General features: G+C 68.2%; 22 protein-coding genes. 11 read left to right on the top strand and 11 right to left on the bottom strand.

Annotation, left to right across the window (positions count from 1 at the left end; translation table 11 throughout):
- Positions 1-88: 88 nt before the first annotated feature.
- Positions 89-481 (bottom strand): MerR family transcriptional regulator, encoded by a 393-nt coding sequence (locus ACH0BU_RS05465; protein ID WP_079246837.1) that lies wholly within the window; start codon positions 479-481, stop codon positions 89-91.
- A gap of 109 nt (positions 482-590) precedes the next feature.
- Between ACH0BU_RS05465 and ACH0BU_RS05460 the strand changes: the two genes are divergently transcribed.
- Positions 591-1,307, top strand: coding sequence for a MauE/DoxX family redox-associated membrane protein (locus ACH0BU_RS05460; RefSeq protein WP_125944875.1), 717 nt, complete (start codon positions 591-593; stop codon positions 1,305-1,307).
- 37 nt (positions 1,308-1,344) lie between these two features.
- Here the strand turns inward: ACH0BU_RS05460 and copD are convergent, their stop codons facing one another.
- A complete protein-coding gene (gene copD / locus ACH0BU_RS05455) occupies positions 1,345-2,271 on the bottom strand; it encodes a copper homeostasis membrane protein CopD (RefSeq protein WP_296222626.1) in 927 nt (308 codons plus the stop codon).
- A 2-nt stretch (positions 2,272-2,273) separates the two neighbouring features.
- A complete protein-coding gene (gene copC / locus ACH0BU_RS05450; protein ID WP_125944778.1) occupies positions 2,274-2,648 on the bottom strand; it encodes a copper homeostasis periplasmic binding protein CopC in 375 nt (124 codons plus the stop codon).
- A 145-nt stretch (positions 2,649-2,793) separates the two neighbouring features.
- Here copC and ACH0BU_RS05445 point away from each other — a divergent pair, with 145 nt between their 5' ends.
- The 5 genes from ACH0BU_RS05445 to ACH0BU_RS05425 all read left to right on the top strand — a co-directional run bounded on the left by ACH0BU_RS05445 (position 2,794) and on the right by ACH0BU_RS05425 (position 6,008).
- Complete coding sequence (locus ACH0BU_RS05445; protein WP_069318675.1) at positions 2,794-3,069, top strand: hypothetical protein; 276 nt, start codon at positions 2,794-2,796, stop codon at positions 3,067-3,069.
- Positions 3,066-3,506 carry a periplasmic heavy metal sensor gene (locus tag ACH0BU_RS05440; protein WP_066686836.1) on the top strand — a complete coding sequence of 147 codons (441 nt, stop codon included), beginning with the start codon at positions 3,066-3,068 and terminating at the stop codon, positions 3,504-3,506. Before ACH0BU_RS05445 ends, ACH0BU_RS05440 begins: the two co-directional genes overlap by 4 nt.
- Positions 3,503-4,072 carry an RNA polymerase sigma factor gene (locus ACH0BU_RS05435; RefSeq protein WP_069318677.1) on the top strand — a complete coding sequence of 190 codons (570 nt, stop codon included), beginning with the start codon at positions 3,503-3,505 and terminating at the stop codon, positions 4,070-4,072. Before ACH0BU_RS05440 ends, ACH0BU_RS05435 begins: the two co-directional genes overlap by 4 nt.
- Before the next feature lie 79 nt (positions 4,073-4,151).
- On the top strand, positions 4,152-5,333 hold the full coding sequence (locus ACH0BU_RS05430) for an acyltransferase family protein (RefSeq protein WP_500263853.1): 1,182 nt from the start codon (positions 4,152-4,154) through the stop codon (positions 5,331-5,333).
- A gap of 459 nt (positions 5,334-5,792) precedes the next feature.
- Entirely contained in the window at positions 5,793-6,008 is a 216-nt protein-coding gene (locus ACH0BU_RS05425) for a hypothetical protein (RefSeq protein ID WP_125944782.1), read from the top strand.
- 33 nt (positions 6,009-6,041) lie between these two features.
- On the opposite strand, the gene dmeF is transcribed toward ACH0BU_RS05425, so the two are convergent.
- The 6 genes from dmeF to ACH0BU_RS05395 form a co-directional block, all read right to left on the bottom strand.
- Complete coding sequence (gene dmeF, locus ACH0BU_RS05420) at positions 6,042-7,013, bottom strand: CDF family Co(II)/Ni(II) efflux transporter DmeF (RefSeq protein ID WP_296222529.1); 972 nt, start codon at positions 7,011-7,013, stop codon at positions 6,042-6,044.
- A gap of 121 nt (positions 7,014-7,134) precedes the next feature.
- Positions 7,135-7,557 carry a DUF305 domain-containing protein gene (locus tag ACH0BU_RS05415; protein WP_241212526.1) on the bottom strand — a complete coding sequence of 141 codons (423 nt, stop codon included), beginning with the start codon at positions 7,555-7,557 and terminating at the stop codon, positions 7,135-7,137.
- 3 nt (positions 7,558-7,560) lie between these two features.
- Complete coding sequence (locus ACH0BU_RS05410; protein WP_125944785.1) at positions 7,561-8,262, bottom strand: PepSY domain-containing protein; 702 nt, start codon at positions 8,260-8,262, stop codon at positions 7,561-7,563.
- A 41-nt stretch (positions 8,263-8,303) separates the two neighbouring features.
- Positions 8,304-8,747 (bottom strand): DUF305 domain-containing protein, encoded by a 444-nt coding sequence (locus tag ACH0BU_RS05405; RefSeq protein ID WP_296222523.1) that lies wholly within the window; start codon positions 8,745-8,747, stop codon positions 8,304-8,306.
- A 37-nt stretch (positions 8,748-8,784) separates the two neighbouring features.
- Positions 8,785-10,017, bottom strand: coding sequence for a copper resistance protein B (locus ACH0BU_RS05400; RefSeq protein ID WP_296222521.1), 1,233 nt, complete (start codon positions 10,015-10,017; stop codon positions 8,785-8,787).
- Positions 10,014-11,879 (bottom strand): copper resistance system multicopper oxidase, encoded by a 1,866-nt coding sequence (locus ACH0BU_RS05395; RefSeq protein WP_125944788.1) that lies wholly within the window; start codon positions 11,877-11,879, stop codon positions 10,014-10,016. The genes ACH0BU_RS05400 and ACH0BU_RS05395 overlap by 4 nt, the downstream gene beginning before the upstream one ends.
- Before the next feature lie 318 nt (positions 11,880-12,197).
- On the opposite strand from ACH0BU_RS05395, the gene ACH0BU_RS05390 reads away from it, so the two are divergent.
- Positions 12,198-13,142, top strand: coding sequence for a hypothetical protein (locus ACH0BU_RS05390; protein ID WP_500263852.1), 945 nt, complete (start codon positions 12,198-12,200; stop codon positions 13,140-13,142).
- On the opposite strand, the gene ACH0BU_RS05385 is transcribed toward ACH0BU_RS05390, so the two are convergent.
- Positions 13,139-14,236, bottom strand: coding sequence for a hypothetical protein (locus tag ACH0BU_RS05385; RefSeq protein ID WP_125944790.1), 1,098 nt, complete (start codon positions 14,234-14,236; stop codon positions 13,139-13,141). The two genes, ACH0BU_RS05390 and ACH0BU_RS05385, sit on opposite strands and share 4 nt — an antisense overlap.
- Before the next feature lie 169 nt (positions 14,237-14,405).
- On the opposite strand from ACH0BU_RS05385, the gene ACH0BU_RS05380 reads away from it, so the two are divergent.
- Genes ACH0BU_RS05380 through ACH0BU_RS05365 form a run of 4 tightly spaced genes read left to right on the top strand, consistent with a single transcriptional unit; the run spans position 14,406 to position 20,516 of the window.
- Positions 14,406-15,380: a hypothetical protein gene (locus ACH0BU_RS05380; RefSeq protein WP_500263851.1), complete on the top strand. Its 975-nt coding sequence runs from the start codon at positions 14,406-14,408 to the stop codon at positions 15,378-15,380.
- Entirely contained in the window at positions 15,380-17,608 is a 2,229-nt protein-coding gene (locus ACH0BU_RS05375) for a hypothetical protein (RefSeq protein ID WP_125944792.1), read from the top strand. The genes ACH0BU_RS05380 and ACH0BU_RS05375 overlap by 1 nt, the downstream gene beginning before the upstream one ends.
- Entirely contained in the window at positions 17,605-18,606 is a 1,002-nt protein-coding gene (locus ACH0BU_RS05370; protein WP_296219340.1) for a TniB family NTP-binding protein, read from the top strand. The genes ACH0BU_RS05375 and ACH0BU_RS05370 overlap by 4 nt, the downstream gene beginning before the upstream one ends.
- Complete coding sequence (locus tag ACH0BU_RS05365) at positions 18,603-20,516, top strand: hypothetical protein (RefSeq protein WP_500263850.1); 1,914 nt, start codon at positions 18,603-18,605, stop codon at positions 20,514-20,516. Before ACH0BU_RS05370 ends, ACH0BU_RS05365 begins: the two co-directional genes overlap by 4 nt.
- Before the next feature lie 104 nt (positions 20,517-20,620).
- On the opposite strand, the gene ACH0BU_RS05360 is transcribed toward ACH0BU_RS05365, so the two are convergent.
- Positions 20,621-21,622: a 2-hydroxyacid dehydrogenase gene (locus ACH0BU_RS05360; protein WP_046411401.1), complete on the bottom strand. Its 1,002-nt coding sequence runs from the start codon at positions 21,620-21,622 to the stop codon at positions 20,621-20,623.
- Positions 21,623-21,710: the final 88 nt, after the last annotated feature.

Below are 21,710 nucleotides of genomic sequence, written 5' to 3'. Positions count from 1 at the left end.
CGACGGCCTGCGAGGCCGGGCGCAGGTGCTGGGGCTCACCCTTACGCCGTCGCAGCGGCCGTGGCGGTCGTATCCGCGGCGCAGGTGATCACGGCTCGAAGGCGGTGATGATCGGGCAGGCCCCGGCGGAGCCGCCGGCACAGGCGTCGGCCAGCCGCGCCAGCGCCGCACGGGCGCCCTGGAGTTCCGCGATCCGAGCATCGAGCGCGGCCACCCGGGAGCGTGCCAGCTCACGAGCCCGAGCCCTGTCATCGATCGCGTCCAGCTCGAGAAGCTCGCCGATCTCGTCCAAGGTGAACCCGGCGCCCTGTGCCGAGCGGATGAAGCGCAGGCGCCGGACATCGGGCTCGCCGTAGCTGCGGAAGCCACCGCCGCCCGGCCGTTCGGGTTCGCGCAGCAGACCCCGCCGCTGATAGTAGCGCACCGTCTCCACGCCCACCCCGCCGGCCTTCGCCAGCCTCGCGATCGTCATCCTCGACATAGGCTCTTGACTCCGGACCATACTACGGACCCCATATGGGCCGGGTGCCGTTGAACCGCAAACGAGGAGCGCACCCGTGTCGACCCGTCCCACCGCCGTCCTTCACCGCATGGTGATGCCCGAACACACCTGTCCCTACGGGCTCAAGGCGCTGGACCTGCTTCGGCGCAAGGGCTTCGAGGTCGAGGACCATCATCTCACGACGCGCGCCGAGACGGACGCGTTCAAGGATCAGCACGGCGTGAAGACGACGCCGCAGGTGTTCATCGGCGGCGAACGCATCGGCGGATACGATGACCTGCGGCGGCACTTCGGCATGCGGGTCGCCGAGCCCGGTGCCACCAGCTACCGCCCGGTAATCGCGCTCTTCGCCATGACCGCGCTGCTCGCTCTGGCGGCAAGCCATGCGGCGTTCGGCACTCCTTTCACGCTCCATGCGCTGCAGTGGTTCGGCGGGTTCAGCATGGCCATCCTGGCGCTGCTCAAGCTGCAGGACGTCGAGAAGTTCTCGACCATGTTCCTCAACTACGACCTGCTCGCCAAGCGCTGGGTCCGCTACGGTTACGTCTACCCCTTCGCCGAGGGTCTGGCCGGCGTCCTCATGGTGGCCGGCGCGCTGAACTGGCTCTCCATCCCGATCGCGCTGTTCATCGGCACGGTAGGCGGCGTCTCGGTCTTCAAGGCGGTCTACATCGACAAACGCGAGCTAAAGTGCGCGTGCGTCGGCGGCAGCTCGAACGTGCCGCTCGGCTTCGTCAGCCTGACCGAGAATCTCGGCATGATCGCGATGGCGGTCTGGATGCTGACCGGCAGGGGCGGAATGTGAGGCCGTGCGGGCAGCCGTCGCGCAGCTGCTCGCACCGTCATCCGGCCGCCGAGACCGGCTCCAGCGTGCCCAGCCACGCGACGAGCGCCAGCACCGCGATACCCAGCGCGGCCTCGAACGCCAGGCTCAGCCGCAACGCGCCGATCTCACGTCGCGCCGCCCCCGATGACGCGACCGATCCAAGGGCCGGGGTCAGCCGAAACCTGTTCAAGGATGCCAGCCCCACCATCGCCGCGAACGCCGCGAGCTTAGCCAGCAGCAGCTGACCGTAGAGCGTCGAGGTCAGGCCGGACAGGCCGTCGGGTCCCAGAACCAGCCAGCCGTTCACGATCCCCGTGACGACGATGATCGCAACCGAAGCCGTGCCTGCGCGGGAAAAGCCATGAAGCGCACGCCAGGACAGATTGAGATGCCCGGCGTCCATCCTCGCCGCCGGTCTGGCGACGAGCAGGACGAGACCGAGAAGCGACCCCATCCAGAACGCGGCCGCGAGCAGGTGCAAGATGTCGGCGCCCAGGTGCAGCGCGCCGAGCGCGCCCTCGCTCATAGCACCGTGACCGCCCCAGGCCAGCGTGGCGGCCGCCAACGCGAAGGCGGCTGCCGACGCCGCGGTGCGCACCCGGGCGGATACCGTGCCGTGGACGGTCGACGCCGATCCGACCGCCAGGACCAGCGCCACCATCCGGATCGTCCAGGCGGCGCCATACGGCGTCTCGTCCACGATCATCGTCAGAGCCTCGCGATCGACCTGCGCCAGCGTCGTGCCGGCCATGGCGGCCGTCATGACGAGCAGCCCACCGGCGGAAAGGGCGAGGCCAAGGCACCCGCAAGCGACCAGCACCGCACGCAGCGGCATGACCCTGGCGGTGCCGGCCGGCGCGGTCAGCGCGAAAGCCGCCAGGCCGGAGGCCAGCATCAGGTCGAGGTAGAGCGCGAACCGGATGGCGATTCCCGCCCAGTCCATCGTCAGGCGACCTTGAAGGCGTAGCTGCCCTTGACCCGGTGGGTGTCGGCCGACACGCCGTGCCAATCGAGGCGGTAGGTGCCCTTGGGCAGCGGCTTCGCCAGCGTGAGGATCATCGTTCTGCGATCAGGGCTGACGGCCATCTTGGCAGGCATCTTCATCGGCGGGTGCGAGTCCATCCCGGGCATGCCCGTCATCACGATGTCCGCGCCCGAGAGCTTGGGCAGCAGCGCCTCGGTGAAGGTCACCTGGACCCGCGCCGTCGGTGCGACCGTGGCGTTCGGCGCCGGATTGGCCGAGACCAGCTTGGGGTGGGCCATGGCAGGTGCCGCGATCGCCATGAGGGCGGCAGCGGCGACGACAGCTTGGAAACGCATCTTCGACTCCATCGTGAGATCAGGGATCATCGAGGAATACGCGCCGCGCCGCTCGGACCCTCGCGGACGTCGGTGCACTTCTCGACTGCGCGCACCGGCGAGGGCTGCTAGCAACTAACCCGTATTAGGGGGTATGGAGAACCACATGGACTTCGATCTCGATGCCGCACTCCGTCGGGTCGCCGACGACGAGCATCCCGGGCTGAGCTCGATCGACGCGGCCGTGTTCAATCGCGTGCGGGCCAACCGGACGAGCGCGCGGACCGGCATCGGCGCCGTCGCCTTCGCCGCCGTCGGTGCGATCGTGCTGGGCACGATGACTGCCGGCCCCGCGGCCTCGCCCGCGAGCGCCGCCCCCATCGATCCCTTCGGCGTGGCGGGTCCACTCGCACCGTCGACGCTGCTGCTCACCGAGCGATGACGCGCGGACGCTGGACCGCGCTGGTCGCGGTCGTCGCCTTCCTCGCCGCGATCGGCGGCGTGTTCGTCGGCCGCGTGCTCATCCCGGCGCGGCATGCGCAGACGTCGGAACTGCACGCCCTGCTGCACCATGACCTCAAGCTCGATGCCAGTCAGGAAGCCAGCATCGAGCAGCTCGAGCGCGAGTTCGCGGGCAAGCGCAAGTCGCTGGAGGCGGAGCTGCGCGCCGACAACGCGCGGCTCGCCGCCGCCATCGAGGCCGAGCACGGGAATGGCCCCAAGGTAGCCGCGGCCGTGGACGCGTCGCACCGCGCCATGGGCGAGCTGCAGAAGGCGACGCTCACGCACGTGTTCGCCATGCGCGAAGTGCTGCGCCCCGAGCAGAGGGCGGCATTCGACCGCGCGGTCACCAAGTCGCTGACCACCGGCGACCGGTGAGGGCCGATCTGGCGGCACTCGCCGATGGCGACCTCGCAAGCCGTTCGGCTGCCGGGGACGACGAGGCGTTCGCCGAGATCATGCGAAGGCACCGCCAGCGGGTCTACCGCCTTATCCTCGCCAACGTCGCCGACGCGGACGAGGCGCTGGACCTCGTGCAGGAGACGTTCGTATCGGCCCACGGCGCGCTCCGCCGGTTCGATCCGAACCGGCCCATGTCGGCGTGGCTCGCGCGCATCGCGCTCAACAAGTCGCGCGACTGGGCCCGCCGGCGCGCGGTCAGGCGTATGCTCGGCCTGGCCACGCCCGTCGAGGAGATCGCCGAGCTGCATGCCGACGACCAGCCCCTGCAGGACGTGCAGGCGTCCGACCGAGCCGAGCTCGACCGGCTGGCCCGAGCCGTGGCGCAGCTGCCGTCGTCACAGCGAGAGCCGCTCGTGCTCTGCGCGGTCGATGGGCTCAGCCAGGCCGAGGCGGGCGAGGTGCTCGCGATCAGCGAGAAGGCCGTCGAGACGCGCATCCGACGGGCCCGGCTGACCCTGGCGCAGCTGCTCGGCCGGAACTGACGCCCGCACGGGCACGCGAACCGGATGGTCGCCGGTTCCGGCTGCGAGGGCTGGCACGGTACGAGCCGTATGCGCTCCCATGGGGGATACGCCGCGACCGAACAACGAAAGACGGGAAGGCTGGCAGCCCAGCCACCTTCGCCGTGACGCCGGTGCCGGGGCCTTCGGGTGGATGGACGCGATGCGCTGCGTTCTCGCCACCGCCGTCGCGTTCGCGCACGCATGGTATCTGCTCATCGAGGATTTTCGGCAGCCCGCGTCCGTGCCCGCGACCGCCGGGTATCTTCTCGCAGGCTATTCGCACGCATGCGTCATCCTCTTCTTTGTCCTGAGCGGCTTCTGGATCACGCGCAGCGTGAGCCGGCGGCTCAATCGCGGCTGGCGCTGGCAACCCTATCTGATCGACCGCCTCTCGCGCCTCGGCATCGTGCTGGTGCCCGCGCTGGCGCTTGGCGGCGTGCTCGACTGGATCGGACTCGAACTGCTCGGCTCGACCACCCACCGCGGCCTGACCGACACCTACGTCATGCGGCCGGACCTCCCCGACACGCTCGGCTGGCGCGCGCTGATCGGCAACCTCCTCTTCCTGCAGACCATTCTGGTGGCGCCGTTCGGCAGCAACGGGCCGCTCTGGAGCCTGGCGTTCGAGTTCTGGTTCTACATCTGGTTTCCCGCGCTGGCGGTCAGCCTGCGCTCCCGCCGGCCGTCGCCACTGCTGATCACCGCCGGCCTGATCGCGTTCAACCCACATCTGGCGATCGGCTTCGGCTGCTGGCTCTGCGGCACGCTGCTCCAATGGGCGAACGGCGAGCGGGACGCGAAGGCGCCTCCGCCGCGCGGCTGGCTGGTCCTTTCCGCGCTGATGTTTGCCGCGATGCTCGTCGTCGTGCGGCTGCGCGGGCTGGACGGCCTGGAGCTGCCGCTCGCCGCGGCGTTCGCGGTCCTTCTCCACACGCTGATGCGCGTCGATCCGGCCCTGCCTGCATGGGCCCGGCCGCTGGCGTCCTACGGTTCGAAGGCGAGCTTCTCGCTCTACGCTGTCCACTTCCCGCTGCTCGCGCTGATGGCCGGCATCGTCATAAACGAGCAGCGCCTGCCACCAACGACCGTCGGTATGGCCATGGTGGCTGCCGCCGTCTCGATCACCGTCGCGTTCTGCTGGGCGTTCGCCTGGTGCACCGAGCGCCACACCGGCCGTCTCCGCGACGCGCTGTCGCGCATGCCCCGGCAGCCAGCCCATCCCAGATCCGCTAGCGAATGAGCAAGCGCCCGCCTTTGCTGGATCGAGTGTTGTGGCTGCCACGCCGCTGCATTAAAACGGTCGCCATGTCCGGATCACACCCGTTCCGCATGCTTGCCTTGGCGCTCATCGGCGTCATGCTCGTTGTGCGCGCGGGCCCCGCGTGTGCGGGGATGCTCCAGCCAGTCCCGCTAGTCGCGCAAGCACGCGCCGATGCTAACATGGATTGCCATGGCATGGCTGGGTCCCATGAACGCAGCAAGGACGGCGATCGCAAGAACGTCCAGGCGACCTGTGGCGCCGCCTGCGTGGCCGTGCCCCCGATGTCACCTTCACCTCAGGCCTCGGCGCCTAAGCCTCCGGCAGCGTTGGAAACCGGTGAGCTGGTGATGGCCGGCATGAGCCTGGCGCTGATCCCGCCCCCTCCTCGAGCGTGACCCGCCGACTTCGCACACGAACATCGAGTTAGAGGAATATCACATGAACACGTTGAAGATCATGGGCGCCGCGTTGGCGCTGACCATCTCGGGCGCTGCGGCCGCAGCCACCGCCGACTGCTGCAGGGACATGGCCTGCTGCAAGGAAGGCGCGGACTGCTGCAAGGAGAAGGACGGCAAGAAGTCGGACTGCTGCCACGACATGAAGAAGGGCGGCGATCACGCCGGCCATGACATGTCGGGCACTCCGAAGAAGTGATCGGGGCGGGGGCGGCCATGCCGCCCCCGCAAATCAAGCCGCCCGCAATTGCGGGTGTCCGCCGGTGCAGCGGTGCAGCTCCACCGTGACGTGGACCAGTTCCTGGTGGATCGTCACCCGCGCGGCGTATTCGGCCGGTGACAGCGGCTGGTCGGCGACGAGCGAGACGATCGCTGCGAACTTGCCGGGGCCGACCTGCCAGACATGCAGGTCGGTGATGACCGCATCGCCGTCCTCTATGCCTTCGCGGATCTCCTGCTCGAGCCCTGAATTCGCGCTTGCGTCGACCAGCACCCGGCCGGTGTCGCGCAGCAGCCCCCACGACCAGCGGGCGATGACGACCGCGCCGACGACGCCCATCGCGGCATCGGCCCAGGTCCACCCGAGATAGCGCCCCGCGAGGAGCGCGACGATGGCCAGGACCGACGTCAGCGCATCGGCCAGGACGTGGAAGTAGGCGGAACGCAGGTTGTTGTCGTGATGGCCGTGCCCATGGGCATGGTGGTCGTGACCATGGTGGTCATGTCCGTGCGAATGCCCCTGGTGGTGATCGGCACCGAGCAGCCAGGCGCTGACGAGGTTCACGGCGAGGCCGAGAACCGCGATCCAGAGCGCTTCGCCATAGGCGATGGTCGACACCGCGAAGAGGCGCATGATCGACTCCGCCCCGATCCCAAGCGCTATGAGGGCCAGCACGAGCGCGCTTGCAAACCCGGCGAGCTCGCCGACCTTGCCGGTCCCGAAGGTGAAGCGCGCATCGGAAGCGTGGCGGCGGGCATAGCCGTAGGCGAGCGCCGCGACGCCGAGCGCCCCTGCATGGGTCGCCATGTGGAACCCGTCGGCAAGCAGCGCCATCGAGCCGGTGAGCCAGCCGGCGACGATCTCGACGACCATCATGGCGGCGGTGAGGACGACGACGTAGCGCGTGCGCCGGGCGTGATGGTCATGTGCGTCGCCCAGGAACACGTGTTCGTGCACATGCGCGCTGGTCTGATCGTGGTGCATGGGCTGCCCCGGGTGAAGGTAAAATTGACCGGCGCCTATACAGGCTCAGTCCGATCCCGAACAGTCGGGCGCCTCGATTGGGAAGCGGCCGGTGGCCCCCGCCGCAGCGGGGGCCGGGGGGTCACTGGGTGCGCTTGCCGCGCGCGCGCAGCCACGCGTTGAGCTGCCCGACTTCCCGCGTCTGGTCCGCGATGGTCTTCGTCGCCATCTGGCGGACCCGGGCGTCGCGGGTCTCGCGCAGCACGATGCGCGACATCTCGATGCCGCCGCGATGGTGCTCGATCATCTTGCGGACCCAGGTCTCCGTCGCGTCGGCGCCGACGGCGGCCATCATCTTCTCGTGCATCCGCATCTCGGCCGGCGGATATGGATTGGCAGGCGTCGCCTGCATCGTCATTCCGCCCGGTTGGCGGTGACCGGCATGGCCGCTCTGCTGCGCGACGGCGGTGCCGCCCGCGATGGCGGCGAGGGCGATGGCGCTCAGGACTGCTTTTCTCACACGAACTCTCCAGTTGCCCCGCTCATCCACCATACGCGGGAGCACCGGCTACCCCTCCGCCCTGCGGCGCCTTCTTCTCGGCCAGCGCAGATAGAGCAGGATCGTCCCGGCGATCGCGAGCAGAAGCCCCCCGGCGGCGAAGGCCTTGAGCCATGGCGTGTTGAAGTTCTCGTGCTCGCTCCAGTCCATGATGTGGAGCGCCCAGAAGAAGTCGTAGAAGCGCCAAGTTTCGGTGCGCACGGCGGCGATCCGCCCGGCCTCGTCGACATAGACGCGCGTCGCATCCGGATCGGCGAACGCGACCTGCCAGGCGGGCAGCCGTCCCTTATACTCGGCGGTGTTGGCAGTGACTCGGGTCACCTCGAACAGGGGTTTCGGTCGGCCCGTGTAGGCGGCCGATGCGATCTCGCCCGCGGCCGGGGCACCGACCGCGGGAAGCAGCGCCCCGGTCAAGGCATCGTGAATCCGAAACGTGCCCGGCGCGGTCTCGATCTCGACGATCGGCCGATCGAGAAGCAGGCGATAGCGCGCGCTGCGTATTTGCGATCCCGCCGCGATCCGCTCCAGCGGGGCATAGGACCGCGTCGGAAGCACCCCGGCGGGTTCGCGCTGCACGAGATGCTCGCCACGCACGCGCTCGATCGGCAGCAGGCTCATCACCAGACCACTGGTGAACCAGAGCAGGAGCTGAACCCCCACGACGAGCGCCAGCCAGCGGTGAAGCCGGCTCGCGCCTATGTGCAGCTGCATCCTCGTGCTTCGCATTCGCCCCCCTTGACGTCAGGCGCGCCTCACGGGCGCGCAAGCATCCCCCTCATCTGATCGATTTCCTGCTGCTGCGAGCGGATGATGTCCTGGCACAGCGTCTTCAGCTCGGGGTCACGCAGCGACGCCTCGCGGCACATCAGGATCGCGCCCGAGTGGTGGGGGATCATCGACCGCAGGAACGCCGTGTCGCCGATCGTCGTCTGCGTGCGGATGAGCGCAAAGCTCGCGACGAACACGACGATCGATCCGACCAGCAGCAAGCCGTTGGCGCGCTTCGACGGGAACATGTGCGGCATGGCGACGATCATCAGCACGATCATCGGCGTGACCATCATCAGCGCCATGTAGAACATGTTGAGGTTGTTGTAGAAGCTCGACAGGCGGTCGATCATCACGAACATGACGAAATACATGATGATGCCGCCGACCAGCGACTGCACCGCGAGGTTCACATAGGGGTTCTTCATCCGGCTACTCCCTGCTGCCCGCTCGCCCCCCGGCCAATCAGAACCAGGCGCGAACGCCCGCCACCACGCTGAAGCCGCCGGTGCCCTCGCCCGCGGCGCGGGCATAGCGCGCCGTGTCGCCGAGCCTGCGCTCCCAAGACACGCCGACATAAGGCGCGAACTCGCGCTTGATCTCGTAGCGTAGGCGCAGCCCGGCTTCCGCGTCCGTCAGTCCGGACCCCAGGCCGCTGGACGGCACGTCCTGCGCCGACAGGTTCAACTCGACGCGAGGCTGCAGCACGAGCCGCTGGGTGATGCGCTGGTCGTAATAGCCTTCCAGGCGCCCGAACACGTCGCCCTTGTCGGACAGGAACAGCGCGCCTTCGACGTCGAACCAGTAAGGTGCGAGCCCTTCGAAGCCGACCGTGGCGTAGGTGCGGTCCGGGCCGGGCCCGAAGTCCTGGCGGACGCCAGCCTGCAGGTTGAAATAGGGCCCGACGGCCCGGCTGTAGAGCGCCTGCACCTCGCCCTCGGTATTCTCGCGGAACGTCCCCTCGCCCTCGCTCTTGATCGTCAGGCGGTTGATGTCGCCGCCATACCAGAACTCGCCGTCCCACCTGTAGCCGTCACGGCCGTCGCGGAACTGCACCTCGGCAAGGTTCAGCATCAGCTGCGAATACGACATGCCGCCATGCTCGCGGCGCAGTGCCGTCCGCGCGGGTGCCATCGCGTCGCGGCCCCACACGCGATCGGCGTAGTTCGCCTCCGGCGCAGCGGGCGCGGGTGCGTTCCCGGCCGGCAGCGCGGTGCCGCCCTTGCCCATGGGGGCCGAAGAGACGGCAGGCGAGGTCGCCTTGGGGGTGCAGTGACCCATCGCGGCATGCTCGGGCAGACAATCGGGATCGGTCGCGGCCGCAGCCGCAGGCGCAGGTGCAGGTGCAGGTGCAGTAGCCGCAGCGGGTGCCGACTGTTGCGCCGCCGACGTCTTGGGCGTGCAGTGGCCCATCGCCGCATGCTCGGGCGGGCACGAGGGATCGATCGGCGCCGCACCTGGGGCCGCCGCGGCGGATGATGGCGACGTTGAGGCACGCGGTGCCGGACGCGCAGGCGCCTTGACCGCCGGCTTCGGCTTGGCCGCCGCCTTCGGCTTCGGCTTCGGCTTCGGCGCGGGCTTGGCCGCCGCAGCCTTCGGCTTGGCTGCCGCGGGCATCTTGCAATGGCCCATCGCCGCGTGTTCGGGCGTGCACTGGGCGGCCGAAGCCAGCAGCATGGCGCTGAGGACGAGGCTCATTTCGTATCTCCGTCGCGCGGCCGGACGGAGACGACCTGCATCATCCCGGCGTGCATGTGGTAGAGCATGTGGCAGTGGAACGCCCAGTCGCCGACGGCGTCGGTGGTGACGTCGAACGTGGCGGTGCCGCCCGGCTGGACCTGGATCGTGTGCTTGCGCGGCGCGAACTCGCCATGACCCGTGACGAGCTCGAAGAAGTGCCCGTGCAGATGGATCGGGTGACCCATCATCGTGTCGTTGACCAGCGTGATGCGCACCCGCTCGTCCTTCAGGAACGGGATCGGCTTTTTGACCTCGCTGAGCTTCTCGCCGTCGAACGCCCACATGTAGCGTTCCATGTTGCCGGTGAGGTGGATGCGCATCGACCGGTCGGGCGCGCGCACGTCCGGGTTGCGGTCGACCGCCATCAGGTCGGTGTAGACCAGAACCTTGTGGCCGACGTCGTCGAGGCCCTGACCCGGCTCGCCCATCCGGTCGACCGGCATCGGCGAAATGGTCTGCACGGTCGGCGTCTTCTTGACCTCCGGCGCGACCGAGAAGTCGCGCATCGAGTGATCCATGCCGCCCGACGCGTGGTCCATCGCGCCCTGCTGACCACCGCCGGTCGCAGCGTCGGCGGTCGGCTTGCAATGGCCCATGGCGGCGTGTTCCGGCGGACATGCGGGTGCCGCCGCGCCTGCCGGCTTGGCGTGGCCCATGGCGGAATGGTCCATGCCCGCCATCGATCCGCCGGAGCCGTGGTCCATGCCGCCCATGCCCATGTCCTTCATGTCGGCGAGCGGTCGGCGGCGCAGCGGCGGGACGGCGGCGGCCATGCCCTCACGCGGCGCGAGGGTGGCGCGCGCCATGCCGGACCGGTCGACGCTTTCGCCGACGATCGTGTAGGCGCGCTCGTCGGCGGGCTGGACGATGACGTCGTATGTCTCGGCGACCGCGATCTGCATTTCGTCAACGGCGACGGGGCGGACCGGCAGGCCGTCGGCCTGAACGACGGTCATCTTGAGGCCGGGGATGCGGAAGTTGAATGTCGTCATGGCCGAGGCGTTGATAATCCGCAGCCGCACGCGCTCGCCGGGGCGGAAGAGGCCGGTCCAGTTGTCGCGCGGGCCGTGGCCGTTGACGAGATAGGTGTAGGTGCTGCCGGTCACGTCGGAGACGTCGGTGGGGTCCATGCGCATGGCGCCCCATTCCAGCCGTTCCTTGGCCGACTGGTCCTTGCCCGCGAGCAGGCCGGCCAGCGTCTGTTTCTGGAAGTTGAAGTAGCCGCCCTGCTGCTTGAGCTTCTTGAAGATGATGTGCGGGTGCATCTGGCTGTGGTCGGACAGCACGATCACGTGCTCGCGGTCCGACTGGATCGGGTCGGCGCCCTTGGGGTCGATGACGATCGGGCCGTAGTGGCCGAGCTGCTCCTGCAGGCCCGAATGGCTGTGATACCAGTAGGTGCCCGACTGCACGATCGGGAATTCGTAGGTGAAGGTCGAGCGCGGCTTGATGCCGGGGAAGCTGACGCCGGGCACGCCGTCCATGTGGAACGGCAGGATGAGCCCGTGCCAGTGGATCGAGCTGTCCTCGTCGAGCGCGTTCTCGACGTGCAGCCGCACGTTCTGGCCTTCGCGCAGGCGGATGAGCGGGGCCGGCACCGTGCCGTTGATGCCGATGGCGTGGCTCTCGCGACCGTCGATCATCATCATCTGGTGCGCGATGCGCAGGGTGATGTCCTCGCCCGACACCGTCGGCAGCGGCTTGACGATCCCTGCGGATACCGACTGCGCCCAGGCGGGCATGTAGGCCGCGAGAGCGAGGCCGCCGCCGGTCAGCGTGGCACCGCGCAGAAGCTGGCGGCGATCGATGGTGCGCGTCATGGATGTTCCGGTGTCTGCCATAGGTGGATCTGCCTTCTGATACGCGCCGGACGCCCTTAGCCCTCGATCGTTCCAGCGCCCGTTCGGGCATGCCTCGCCGAAGCGGGGGCGCTCGTCGCACGCCCGGCTGGCGACGGCTGGCGCGGCGCGCTTCAGATCGGTCCGCGACGAGTGGCCGCGCTTCGGCCAGCGCCGCCGCGTCGATGCGAGGCGGATCGGGAGCGCCGTCCCGAGCGCGATCGCGCCGTCAAGCTGACGGCACCTGACTGCCAGTCCGGGGGGAGGGGCGGGGAAGAGCCTTACGAGAAGGAAAAGAGCATGAGCGAACTCGACCTGTCGGGTATCGACCCGCTGCGTCGCGGCGAGGTCAGGCGCCGGATCGGCGTGCTGGACCGCTATCTCGCCATCGAGCGCCCGACGCGCGCCGATGCGGAACGGCATGCCGGCGAGATCGGCATCGGCGTCGCCCAGTTCTACCGGCTGGCCAAGGCCTGGCGCCTCCACCGCAAGCCGCAGATGGTCGGGGCGGGAGAGCGCGGGCGGCCCAGGACGCGGCGCGACGGCGTGCCCGAGAAATCGCGGTCGATCGTGGTCGAGGTCATCGACGAACTCGGCGCGGATGCGAAGCTGGCCGACCTGCTCCGCGAGGTGGCGCGACGATGCGATGCGGCGGGCACCGTCACGCCCTCGCGCGGAGCCCTTTGGACATATGTCATGGACTCGCGCGCCACCAGCCCCATCCGGACCGACGAGCCGCGCCGCATCGTGGTTGGACGCGTATGGGCCGAACTGCCCACGGTGCACGGCGGCGGCACCATGTTCCCGGAAGTCGCGATCGCCATGCTGCTGCCCGAACGGACGATCACCGGCGCCGACGTCTCGCTGGATCCCGGCAAGCGCGCCAGCGCGGCGCTGGCCCTCGCCCGAGCGTTCGCGACCATGGACGATGTTCCCGCCGACCTGCAGGTCGAGGTCTCCGCCGCCGACCGCGAAGAAGTGCTGCCGGTGCACCTCGCGCGCCTAGGCCGGGAACCCGTGCGTGCCGGAAGATCAACGGGCTCGACGATCGTCGGCAACCTGGGCCGCACGGTCGGCGGGATGCGGATCCTGCACCGGCCGCACACCGCCAACCCGGATCGCCTGCTCGCCGCCCGCGCCGTCGCTCCGCTAGATCGGCACGCCGCAGCGGCGGAAGTGGAACAGGCGATCCGCCGGCACAATGCCGCGCTCAGCGGCAGCGCGGCGGCAGCCGAACCGATCTAGTCGTGCTTGCCGCCCAGCGTCGCCAGCGCATCGTACAGGTTCGGCGGCGGTTCAGCGGACCCCGCGCGGGCCAGGTCGATCCCGTCGTTGTGCGCGTCGGCAGCGCGGCGTAGCGCGTCATAGGCGTCGGCTTCGGTCCAGGCGGTCATGTCGCCGTTCGCGGCGAGCGCCTCGCCTGCCAGGGTGCGCGTCGGCGTGAATGTCACCTTGCCGAGGCGCGGACCCAGCGTCCGGGCGATCATCCGGCCATAGCGCCGCTCCCCGCGCTCGAGAATGAAGTGAGTGTCCCGGAACCGGGCGTTCAGTTCGTGCATGACGCTCGATATCCTGGCGACGTCCTCGCCGGCCGTGATGCGCATCACGGAGAACACGTTCGACCAGCGCCACCGCCCGCCCTTGCGCTCCATCGTCCGCAGTGCGTCGTTCGCGGCCGCGCTGTGCCCCCGGACCACCGCCTCGATCGAGCCGACGGCGACGCCCAGCACCGCGCCGGTGCCCGCATCCATGCAGAGGAAGCCGATGTGGGGACGTCCATCCCCGCGGGGCAGCGACGTCGCGACGCAATCGGACAGGATCACCTGGCCGAGCGGCATCGAGGAAGCGATCCGCCGCTGCTCCGCCTGCACGATCTCGCGCAGCTTCGTCGTGCCGGGGAGCTTCGCGCCCTCGGGCAGGCGCGCGAAGCGAACGATCCGATCGACCAGCGCGCTGGTCGACATGTCGCCGAACAGCAGGATCACCTGCCGGGCGGCGTCAGTCAACGCGTCGAGAACGTCGCTGCCGACCTTTGACTTACGCGCGCCCGCGCGCGCGAAGACGCCGAGCGAAGCAAGGGAGGGCGCGTCGCGCCACTCCGCGGCGATGCGGTAGAAACGGCTGACGCTCATGTCCCCCGCGAGAGTGGCGGCCGCCTCGACCCCCAACTCGCCGCGCCCTCCATCCCAGCGCCGCAGCGCCTCGAAGCGCGTCAGCGCCCTTGCCCTCTGCGACGGCGTAAGGCGCCGCCAGACGTCCGCCTCGACGGCCGCACGATCCTTAAAGGCCGCGACCAGCTCCGACGGAAGCGAAAGCTCGCGATCCTTGTCCGTTTCCATTCGCGCTCGTTAACCACCAAAGTCGCGATTGTCGAATAAAAACGCGAGAATTCTGTTGTTGCCCCGTCCGAACCGCATATATGCCACTTCCGAATAAGAATGCGACTGACTGAGTCGACGCGTCGGTGACGCTGCCGCTCCGTCACGCAGGTTGCGGAAGGCGTTGCAGATGTTGCGAGACGAACAGCGGATCGGGGATGCAGATTCCGAGCAGCCGGTGGCCGAGGCGAGCGGTTCGTCAAGTGTGGGTGCGGCGAGTGTCCCCACCTCGCGGCTCCCCGCCTTCACCCACGCGCATCCACTCGCGCGCTGGAGCCCGTCTCGGCGCCCTCCGCGCCATCCTGTCATGCGCGTGCCGCACCGGCATGCCGTCGCCGACCATCTCAACGGCGCCAAGGACCCTGCCGGCTGGATCCTGATCGGCATCGAGGCCGCGGACGATCTCGGCATCGTTCGCACGGGCATGACCTACGACAAGGACTACGGGACGAGCGCCGGCTTCTTCGAGAAGCCGAAGCGCCTCCAGTTCTTCGAAGGGCCGAACGAACCGGCCGTCGCCGACCACCTCGAGATGTCGCCACGCTACCTCGACTTCCAGTTCCAGCCGCTCCGGCTGACGTTCCGCCGCGCGGATGGACGCGTGATCCACAAGTATCCCGACGTCGGGATGGAATACGACGACCACAGCGTCCGCTTCGGCGAGATCAAGTCGGACGACGCGTGGTTCCAGGCGGACGGCATCCGGAGGCCGCTCGAACGGATCGACATGGCGATGTCGGCCTCGGGCATGGACACGCTGCTCAGGATCAAGGGGACCGTTTTCCGCAGGGACGAGGTGCAGAGGGCGCACGGCATCGCGATGGAGGCCCGCCTCACCAGCTTCGACCCGTCGACTGAAGGCCGCGCCGCCCGCGCCACCGTCATGGCGGCTGGCGGGCGGGCGCGCTACGCCGACGTCGTCGCCGCACTGGGCGGCCACCAGGCCCACGCGGTCGACAAGCTCTATGCCATGCTCATGCGGCGCGTGGTGGACTTCGATCTCTCGTCGGAGCCGACCGCCGACACCATCGTGACGGCGCCGCGACCCGCGAGCGCGTTCGCGCTCCGCGAGCTGCTCGCGCGCTTCCAGCGGCAGGCTGCCTGATGCCGAGCCCGCTCCGCATCCCCGCCGGCACCGTTTTCGCGCACGACGGCGTGCGTATCTCCTTCGTCGAGGAGGTGGACGACTTCGTCCTGCGCTTCGTCGTCGAAGGGACCGAAGACGAGTTCTTCGTCGAGGCGGCACCCGGCGTGAGGGTGCGCCCCACCGTCCAGTGGCTGCTGGACGAGTTCGCAGCGGGTCGTCTGCGCGAGTTCACCGCAAGCGAGGCGACGCTCACCGAATGGCGCGGACGCTATCTCGGGTGGGACCGGACGGCCTGCCTCGCCAAGCAGCCCAGGGCCGTCCGCAAATACGAACTCGCGCTCGCAGCGCTTGTCCAGGGCAAGCCCCGATCCGCGACGGTGCTCGAAGACTTCGCCAAGGAGATGTATCCGGATGACGAGATCGCATCGGGCCGCTCGATCATCCGCTGGATGAACAATCTCGAAGCCTTCGGTGAGAAGGTCGGCGTCATGATGAACCGCAGCGGCCGGGAGAAGGGCCGCTCGCCACTGCCGCCGATCGTCGACAGGCTCGTGCATCAGGCGATGGCTCTCCACTGGTCGGTCGACGCCATCAAGAAGATGGACGCCTACGCGCTGACCGTCGCCGCCTGGCACCGGCTGAAGGAGGCGGGGGCCACCGGCCTGGGCGATGCCCCGCCGCACAAGAGCACGGTCGTGAACCGCATCAACAAGTGCGAGGACATGGAGGCTTGGACCTCCAAGCACGGGCCGCACGAAGCCAATCGGTATTTCCTCGCCTCCGGCGAGAGCATGCCGATCACCCGTCCGTTCCAGCTCGCCTACATAGATGGAACCGAGTTCGAGCAGGTGTGCCTGTTCTCGGCCGACGCCGAGATCCCCAGCAACAAGATGAAGATCGTGCAGGTGATGGATGCTTGCGCGCTCTTCGCATATCCGACCACCCCCTTCAGCGGACCCTACAGGTCCGAGATGGGGATGTATGCGCTCATGGGCGCGCTCACGCCCCCGGTCCTCACCGAGGAGGACATGGCCGCCGATCCCATGCGCGTTCTGTTCTTCGGCCGTCAGGGTCTTCTGCGGGGCGACAACGACAAGGCCATCATACCGCCGTCCGCGATCGGAAACCTCGCGAGCGTCATCGGACGCGTCGAACTGGCGAAGAGATACGGGTCGGACGAGAAGTCCAGCGTCGAGAACTACTTCGGATGGCTGAAGCGCAGGTTGGAAGGTGAACCTGGCACCGTTCTGTCCGCCCGTAGTCGCCGGCGCTCGATCCGCCGCGATCCGATGAAGGAGGCAGCAATGACCCGTGCCAGCTTCGCGCAGAAGCTGGAAGCGCTCCGACTCGAATGGAACGACACCGGGCACGAGGCCATCGGCTGGCGGAAGCCCAATGATGTCATGCTCGAGTTCATCTCGGCCCAGCGGACTCGGTTCAGCGACCCCAAGGACGTCCGGCGCAACCTCGCGCGCACGGTGCGCGGGGTGCTCACGACCGACGGCGTCGTCCACGACAACATCACCTACAGGTGGAACCGCGAGGGGGTGACGCAGACGCTTTCGAGCAACCTCGCCGCCCAGGCTTTCTCCAAGCGGTTGGAGGGCACCGCGAAGTGCGACGTGTGGTTGCGGGTCTTCGACTGGAACCTCGACGTCATCGAGATCATGGACGAGGCCGGCAACGACTTCGTCGAGCTCTGGTCGGACGATCCCGACTACACCCTGTTCCTCACGCGGTTCGAGCACAGGTTCCACCAGTCCTGCATGATCGAGGGCAGCACCGGCGCGCAGACGGCGGAGCAGCGCGCCCTGCGCCGGGCGGAGTCCCTCCAGCAGCAGTGGGAGGATCTGCACAATCTCCCCTATGCCATCGCCAAGAAGGCAGGCGCGGTCCTCGAGCGTGCGGAAGTGCGCGCGAAGGCGCGCAACGTCGCCGACGACCCCGACCTCACCGACTTCTCCGCCTTCATGATCCCAACGGACCTGGGCGGCACGCAGCGGGCGGACGTTCCGCTCGGTCCCACGCAGTCGCGCTCCGCAGACGGTCCTGACGAGGCCACGGACACGCGCGCGGACATGAACCGTGGCCCGGCGGGCGACTGGGGCGGGCTCGATCCCGCGCCCCGGTCCAATCTCGACATGCTCGTCGCCGACCAGGAGCAGGAGGACCTGGACGGCGGCATCGACTGGGACGCGGACGATGACCGCCGCTCCGAGGATTCCTCCACGGGAGATGATGCGTGACCAACGCGAAAAAGGATCCGCTCGGCGTCCAGCCGCCACCCGTCCGCGGCGATTCCAAGCCGGTGTTCACCGATCCCGCCCGCAACGCGAGGGTCGAGGCGGTCGTCCCCTTCTTCAAGACGAACTACATCGAGCACGAGCCCCAGACCATCGTGGTGGAGCAGCTGCTCAGCTACCTCAAGTCCATGCAGTCGCTCCTCGGTGGGCCGATCGACGGTCGCTGCCTTTCCGAGCACAGCAACGCCGGAAAGTCGCGCATGATCGAACATCTCGTTCGAATGGCGGCGTTGAGGCGGGCCGAGGCGGGGCTGCCGCCCAACCCGCACCAGATCCTGTGCATCGAGCTGGACAAGACCACGTCGGTCGCGACCTGGCTCCGCCGCATCCTCTACGAGATGGGCGACGACCACTGGAACGATCGCAACGCGAAGATCGAGGATCTCGAGGATCGCATCCTCACCATGTCCCGCAGACTGGGCGTCGAGGGGATCGTCGGCGACGAGGTGCAGCACCTCGATCGAAAGACCACTGATGCCAGGCAGGTCACCGACCGGTTCAAGACCTTCCTGAACCGTGGCATCCTGCCGCTCATTCTCGTCGGGGACGAGGACGCCGAGAAGTTCTTCGAGAAGAACGGCAAGTTCGCCTCCCGCCTCGGCACGCCGCTCCAGCTGAAACCGCTCGATCCCCGCGGTGACGCTCACGACAAGGAGCTCTTCCTCACCTTCTGCGAACGCCTCGACCAATCGATGGTCGACGCAAAGATCATGGATGAGCCGAGCGGCCTCGACAAGGCGGGCTTCCGCACGCAGCTCGTGACGGTCAGCGGCGGGCACGTCGGTCGCGTGTGCCGTGTCGTATGCGAGGCGGCGCAGCACGCGCTACGTCGCGGATCGCCCGTGATCGAGCGGCATGACATGAGCGTCGCGACCCGCGGCTTCGCCATGAAGCTGAAATGGGTGCTCCACGACCCGTTCTCGAAGCGCGGCGGCTCGTGAAGGTCGCCGACGCCCCGTTCAAGCGCCTGCGGTTCGAATACGTGCCCGATCCGCGCGAGAGCCTGGTCGGCGCGCTGGCGGCCGCCTGCCGGCAGCACCGACTCCACGATATCCCGACCGCACTCGAGGGCGGCGGCATCCAGATGCCGAGGACCGGTCTGATCCAATGCACCGGCCCCGACACGATCGAGCGCCTGGCCCGCATCATGCGCACCGAGTCCGAGAACCTGCACGCGATCGCCTTCGCGCCGACGGACCAGAGGAGGCTCGTGGCGCTGGCCGACCTCCACGCGCCACGCAGGTTCTTCGACTTCGAACGTCGGCGGATCGCCCCCCAGTCGCTGCAGGCCAAGCCGTATCACCGCAGCGACTGGCTGAATCGCCTGCTGCCCTACTGTCCCGAGTCACTGGAACTCCTCGTGGACGTCTGCCCGGTATGCGGTCCGCTCGGCTGGCGGCATACGCGTGGGATCGCGGCCTGCGAAAAGTGCGGCGACCCTATCCCACCGTCCAGCGAAGATCCGCTGCCGGTCGCATCGGCCGACGACTACCGCCTCTTCGCCGACCTCATGTCGCGCAATCCCGACATCGGCCAGAATGCCGTGCAACAGCTGCCGGATGCCATGCAGGCGTTCTCCCGCACCGCCCTGGTGAACGTGGCTCTCAAGGCCGCCGTCATCAGCAGCCTGGAATTCAGCGGCCGCGGCGTGGACAGGCTGCTCTCAGCTGATGCCGCCATTGTTGCCGACGTGGTCGGGCGCGGCGCCGCCCTCCTCAGGGGCTGGCCGGCTTCGATCCGTTCGTTCACCGACGCCAGGCTCGGCGAGATCGCGGGGAACGTGGCCGCCTACGACGCGATGCGGCGCGACATCCGATGGATCGCGCAGCGTTCGGTGGCTGAGGAGCAGCAGCTCGTCGCCATGGCGTTCCCCGACATTGACGGCCGCAAGGTCAAGACCTTCGCGAAGGACGTCCGCTACTACACGGCGACGGAGACCAACACGTTGCTGTGGACCTCGTCGCGGCAGCTCGAACAACTCCGCAAATCCGCAGCCCTGAGATGGGAGGAACTGCCCGGCGGCCTGCGCAAGCGCGTGCGATACGACGCGGACGACGTCGATGAACTTCGGCGAATTCTGCGGAATTCGGTATCACCCGAAGCGGTCGGTGCCCGGTTCGAACTTCCTGTATACGCGATCGGGCAGATGATCGCGCTCGAACTGCTCGAAGCGCACGACCATGCGGGCGCCGTGATCCTGCAAGGGCAGCAACTACGCACCGGGTCGGTCGACGACTTTGCCCGCCACCTCCATGCCACGGCGATTCGCCAGACACCACCTGCCGGTTTCGTTCCCCTGCGCAGCGCCATGATGCGGTTCCCTGGCGAGAAGCCGTGGGCACGCGTTCTCAAGGCCATGCGCGACAGGCACATCCCGTTTTACGTAGAAGGCACCCAGGGTGCGACCACGCGCAACATGCACGTCAATCCGGCGAGACTGCCGCGCGCACCATTGTCACAGACCGAGCGCGGCGACGAGATCTTGATTCTGACGCATGTCGCGATCCGAGATGCCTGCGAGATCCTGGGTCTCGGCTTCGAGGAGACGGCGAACGCTACTGCGTCGGCCAAGATCGAGATCATCCGCAGGAAGAAGGGAAAGGGCGTCGCGAGAGACGACCTCGTCAACCTGGCAGCATCAATCGCGTCTACCGGGGAGGCGGCCGCCTTCTCGAACAGGAACGCAGTGGAACTCTATCATGAGCTCAAGCGCCTCGGCGTCACTCGCCTTCACGACGCATGGTGCCGCCGGTCGCTCGTGGAACTCGGCCTAGTCAACGACATGTGCCGAACGCTGCTCGATCGCTGCCGCGGCGACGGCGACGGCGACGCGCTTGCGCCAGACCTATAGAACATGCACCTATCAGCAGGTGCGGCGACTTTCAGACTCTTAGCTTTATGACAAAGTTAAAGCGCCGCAGCGTCCGCAGCGCCCTCCTCGCGCCGTTCCGGCGCTCAGTCGGCCTGCACCTCGTGATCGGGGCGTCCCGTGGCCTCGAACGTGCTCACATTGCGGATCGTGGTCTCGGCGATGCTGGTCATCGCCTCCACGGTGAAGAACGCCTGATGCCCGGTGACCAGCACATTGGGAAAGGTGAGCAGCCGCGCGAACACGTCATCCTGGATCATGCTGTTGGACTGGTCGGAGAAGAACATCCCGTCCTCCTCCTCATAGACGTCCAGCCCCAGCGTGCCGATCGCACCCGATTTCAACCCGTTGATCACCGCGCGCGTATCGATCAGCCCGCCACGGCTGGTGTTGATCAGCATCGCGCCGCGCTTCATGCCGGCAATCGTCGCATGATCGATCAGGTGATGATTGGTCGTGGTCAGCGGGCAGTGCAGCGTGACGATATCCGATTCCCGCAGCAGCTCCGGCACCTCGACATAGCTGCCGCCCAGCGCCTCGAAGGCCGGCTGGTGCACCGGATCGCTTGCCAGCAGGCGACACCCGAACCCGGCGAGGATGCGCGCGGTCGCCAGGCCGATCAGGCCGGTCCCGATGATCCCCACCGTCCGCCCCTGCATGTTGAACCCGATCAGCCCGTCGAGCGCGAAATTGCCCTCCCTCACCCGGTCTCGCGCGCGATAGATCTTGCGGTTGAGCGACAGCATCAGCGTGACGGTATGCTCCGCCACCGCCTCGGGCGAATAGGCCGGGACGCGCGCGACCACGATCCCCAGGGCGCGCGCCGCCGCCAGGTCCACGTTGTTGTACCCGGCGCTGCGCAGCGCCACCAGCCGCGTCCCCCCGTCATGCAGGGTCGCCAGCGTCTCGGCATCGAGGTGATCGTCGACAAAGGCGCAGACGCACGGCGCCCCCGCCGCGAGCGTCGCCGACTTGGCCTCGAGCCGTGGCTCCAGGAAGGCCAGTTCGTGCTGGTTGCCCAGCCTTTCGTTGGCCTGCGACAGGAACGTGCGGTCGTACGACCTGGCGCTGAAAACCGCGATCTTCACCTGTCATCTCCCTCGGTTCGTGATCGTCAACGTGCGGACCGCACGGATAGCAGCACGCCCAGCGGCACGGCACAACCGCGTGATCGGC

The sequence above is a fragment of the Sphingomonas olei genome (assembly GCF_045369765.1).
GTDB classification, from domain to species: Bacteria; Pseudomonadota; Alphaproteobacteria; order Sphingomonadales; family Sphingomonadaceae; genus Sphingomonas; species Sphingomonas panaciterrae.
Note: the sequence above shows the minus strand (reverse complement) of the source record. Positions and strands in the feature narration are given on the sequence as shown.

Bases quoted from the DNA above. Each gene is read 5' to 3' on its own strand.
- ACH0BU_RS05400 (WP_296222521.1), bottom strand. From the start codon at position 10,017: ATGAGCCTCGTCCTCAGCGCCATGCTGCTGGCTTCGGCCGCCCAGTGC.
- ACH0BU_RS05460 (WP_125944875.1), top strand. From the start codon at position 591: ATGGTGATGCCCGAACACACCTGTCCCTACGGGCTCAAGGCGCTGGAC.
- ACH0BU_RS05410 (WP_125944785.1), bottom strand. From the start codon at position 8,262: ATGCAGCTGCACATAGGCGCGAGCCGGCTTCACCGCTGGCTGGCGCTC.
- ACH0BU_RS05445 (WP_069318675.1), top strand. From the start codon at position 2,794: ATGGACTTCGATCTCGATGCCGCACTCCGTCGGGTCGCCGACGACGAG.
- ACH0BU_RS05465 (WP_079246837.1), bottom strand. From the start codon at position 481: ATGTCGAGGATGACGATCGCGAGGCTGGCGAAGGCCGGCGGGGTGGGC.
- ACH0BU_RS05425 (WP_125944782.1), top strand. From the start codon at position 5,793: ATGAACACGTTGAAGATCATGGGCGCCGCGTTGGCGCTGACCATCTCG.
- copC (WP_125944778.1), bottom strand. From the start codon at position 2,648: ATGCGTTTCCAAGCTGTCGTCGCCGCTGCCGCCCTCATGGCGATCGCG.
- ACH0BU_RS05430 (WP_500263853.1), top strand. From the start codon at position 4,152: ATGGGGGATACGCCGCGACCGAACAACGAAAGACGGGAAGGCTGGCAG.
- copD (WP_296222626.1), bottom strand. From the start codon at position 2,271: ATGGACTGGGCGGGAATCGCCATCCGGTTCGCGCTCTACCTCGACCTG.
- ACH0BU_RS05375 (WP_125944792.1), top strand. From the start codon at position 15,380: ATGCCGAGCCCGCTCCGCATCCCCGCCGGCACCGTTTTCGCGCACGAC.
- ACH0BU_RS05380 (WP_500263851.1), top strand. From the start codon at position 14,406: ATGTTGCGAGACGAACAGCGGATCGGGGATGCAGATTCCGAGCAGCCG.
- ACH0BU_RS05390 (WP_500263852.1), top strand. From the start codon at position 12,198: ATGAGCGAACTCGACCTGTCGGGTATCGACCCGCTGCGTCGCGGCGAG.
- ACH0BU_RS05405 (WP_296222523.1), bottom strand. From the start codon at position 8,747: ATGAAGAACCCCTATGTGAACCTCGCGGTGCAGTCGCTGGTCGGCGGC.
- ACH0BU_RS05395 (WP_125944788.1), bottom strand. From the start codon at position 11,879: ATGACGCGCACCATCGATCGCCGCCAGCTTCTGCGCGGTGCCACGCTG.
- ACH0BU_RS05385 (WP_125944790.1), bottom strand. From the start codon at position 14,236: ATGGAAACGGACAAGGATCGCGAGCTTTCGCTTCCGTCGGAGCTGGTC.
- ACH0BU_RS05440 (WP_066686836.1), top strand. From the start codon at position 3,066: ATGACGCGCGGACGCTGGACCGCGCTGGTCGCGGTCGTCGCCTTCCTC.
- dmeF (WP_296222529.1), bottom strand. From the start codon at position 7,013: ATGCACCACGATCAGACCAGCGCGCATGTGCACGAACACGTGTTCCTG.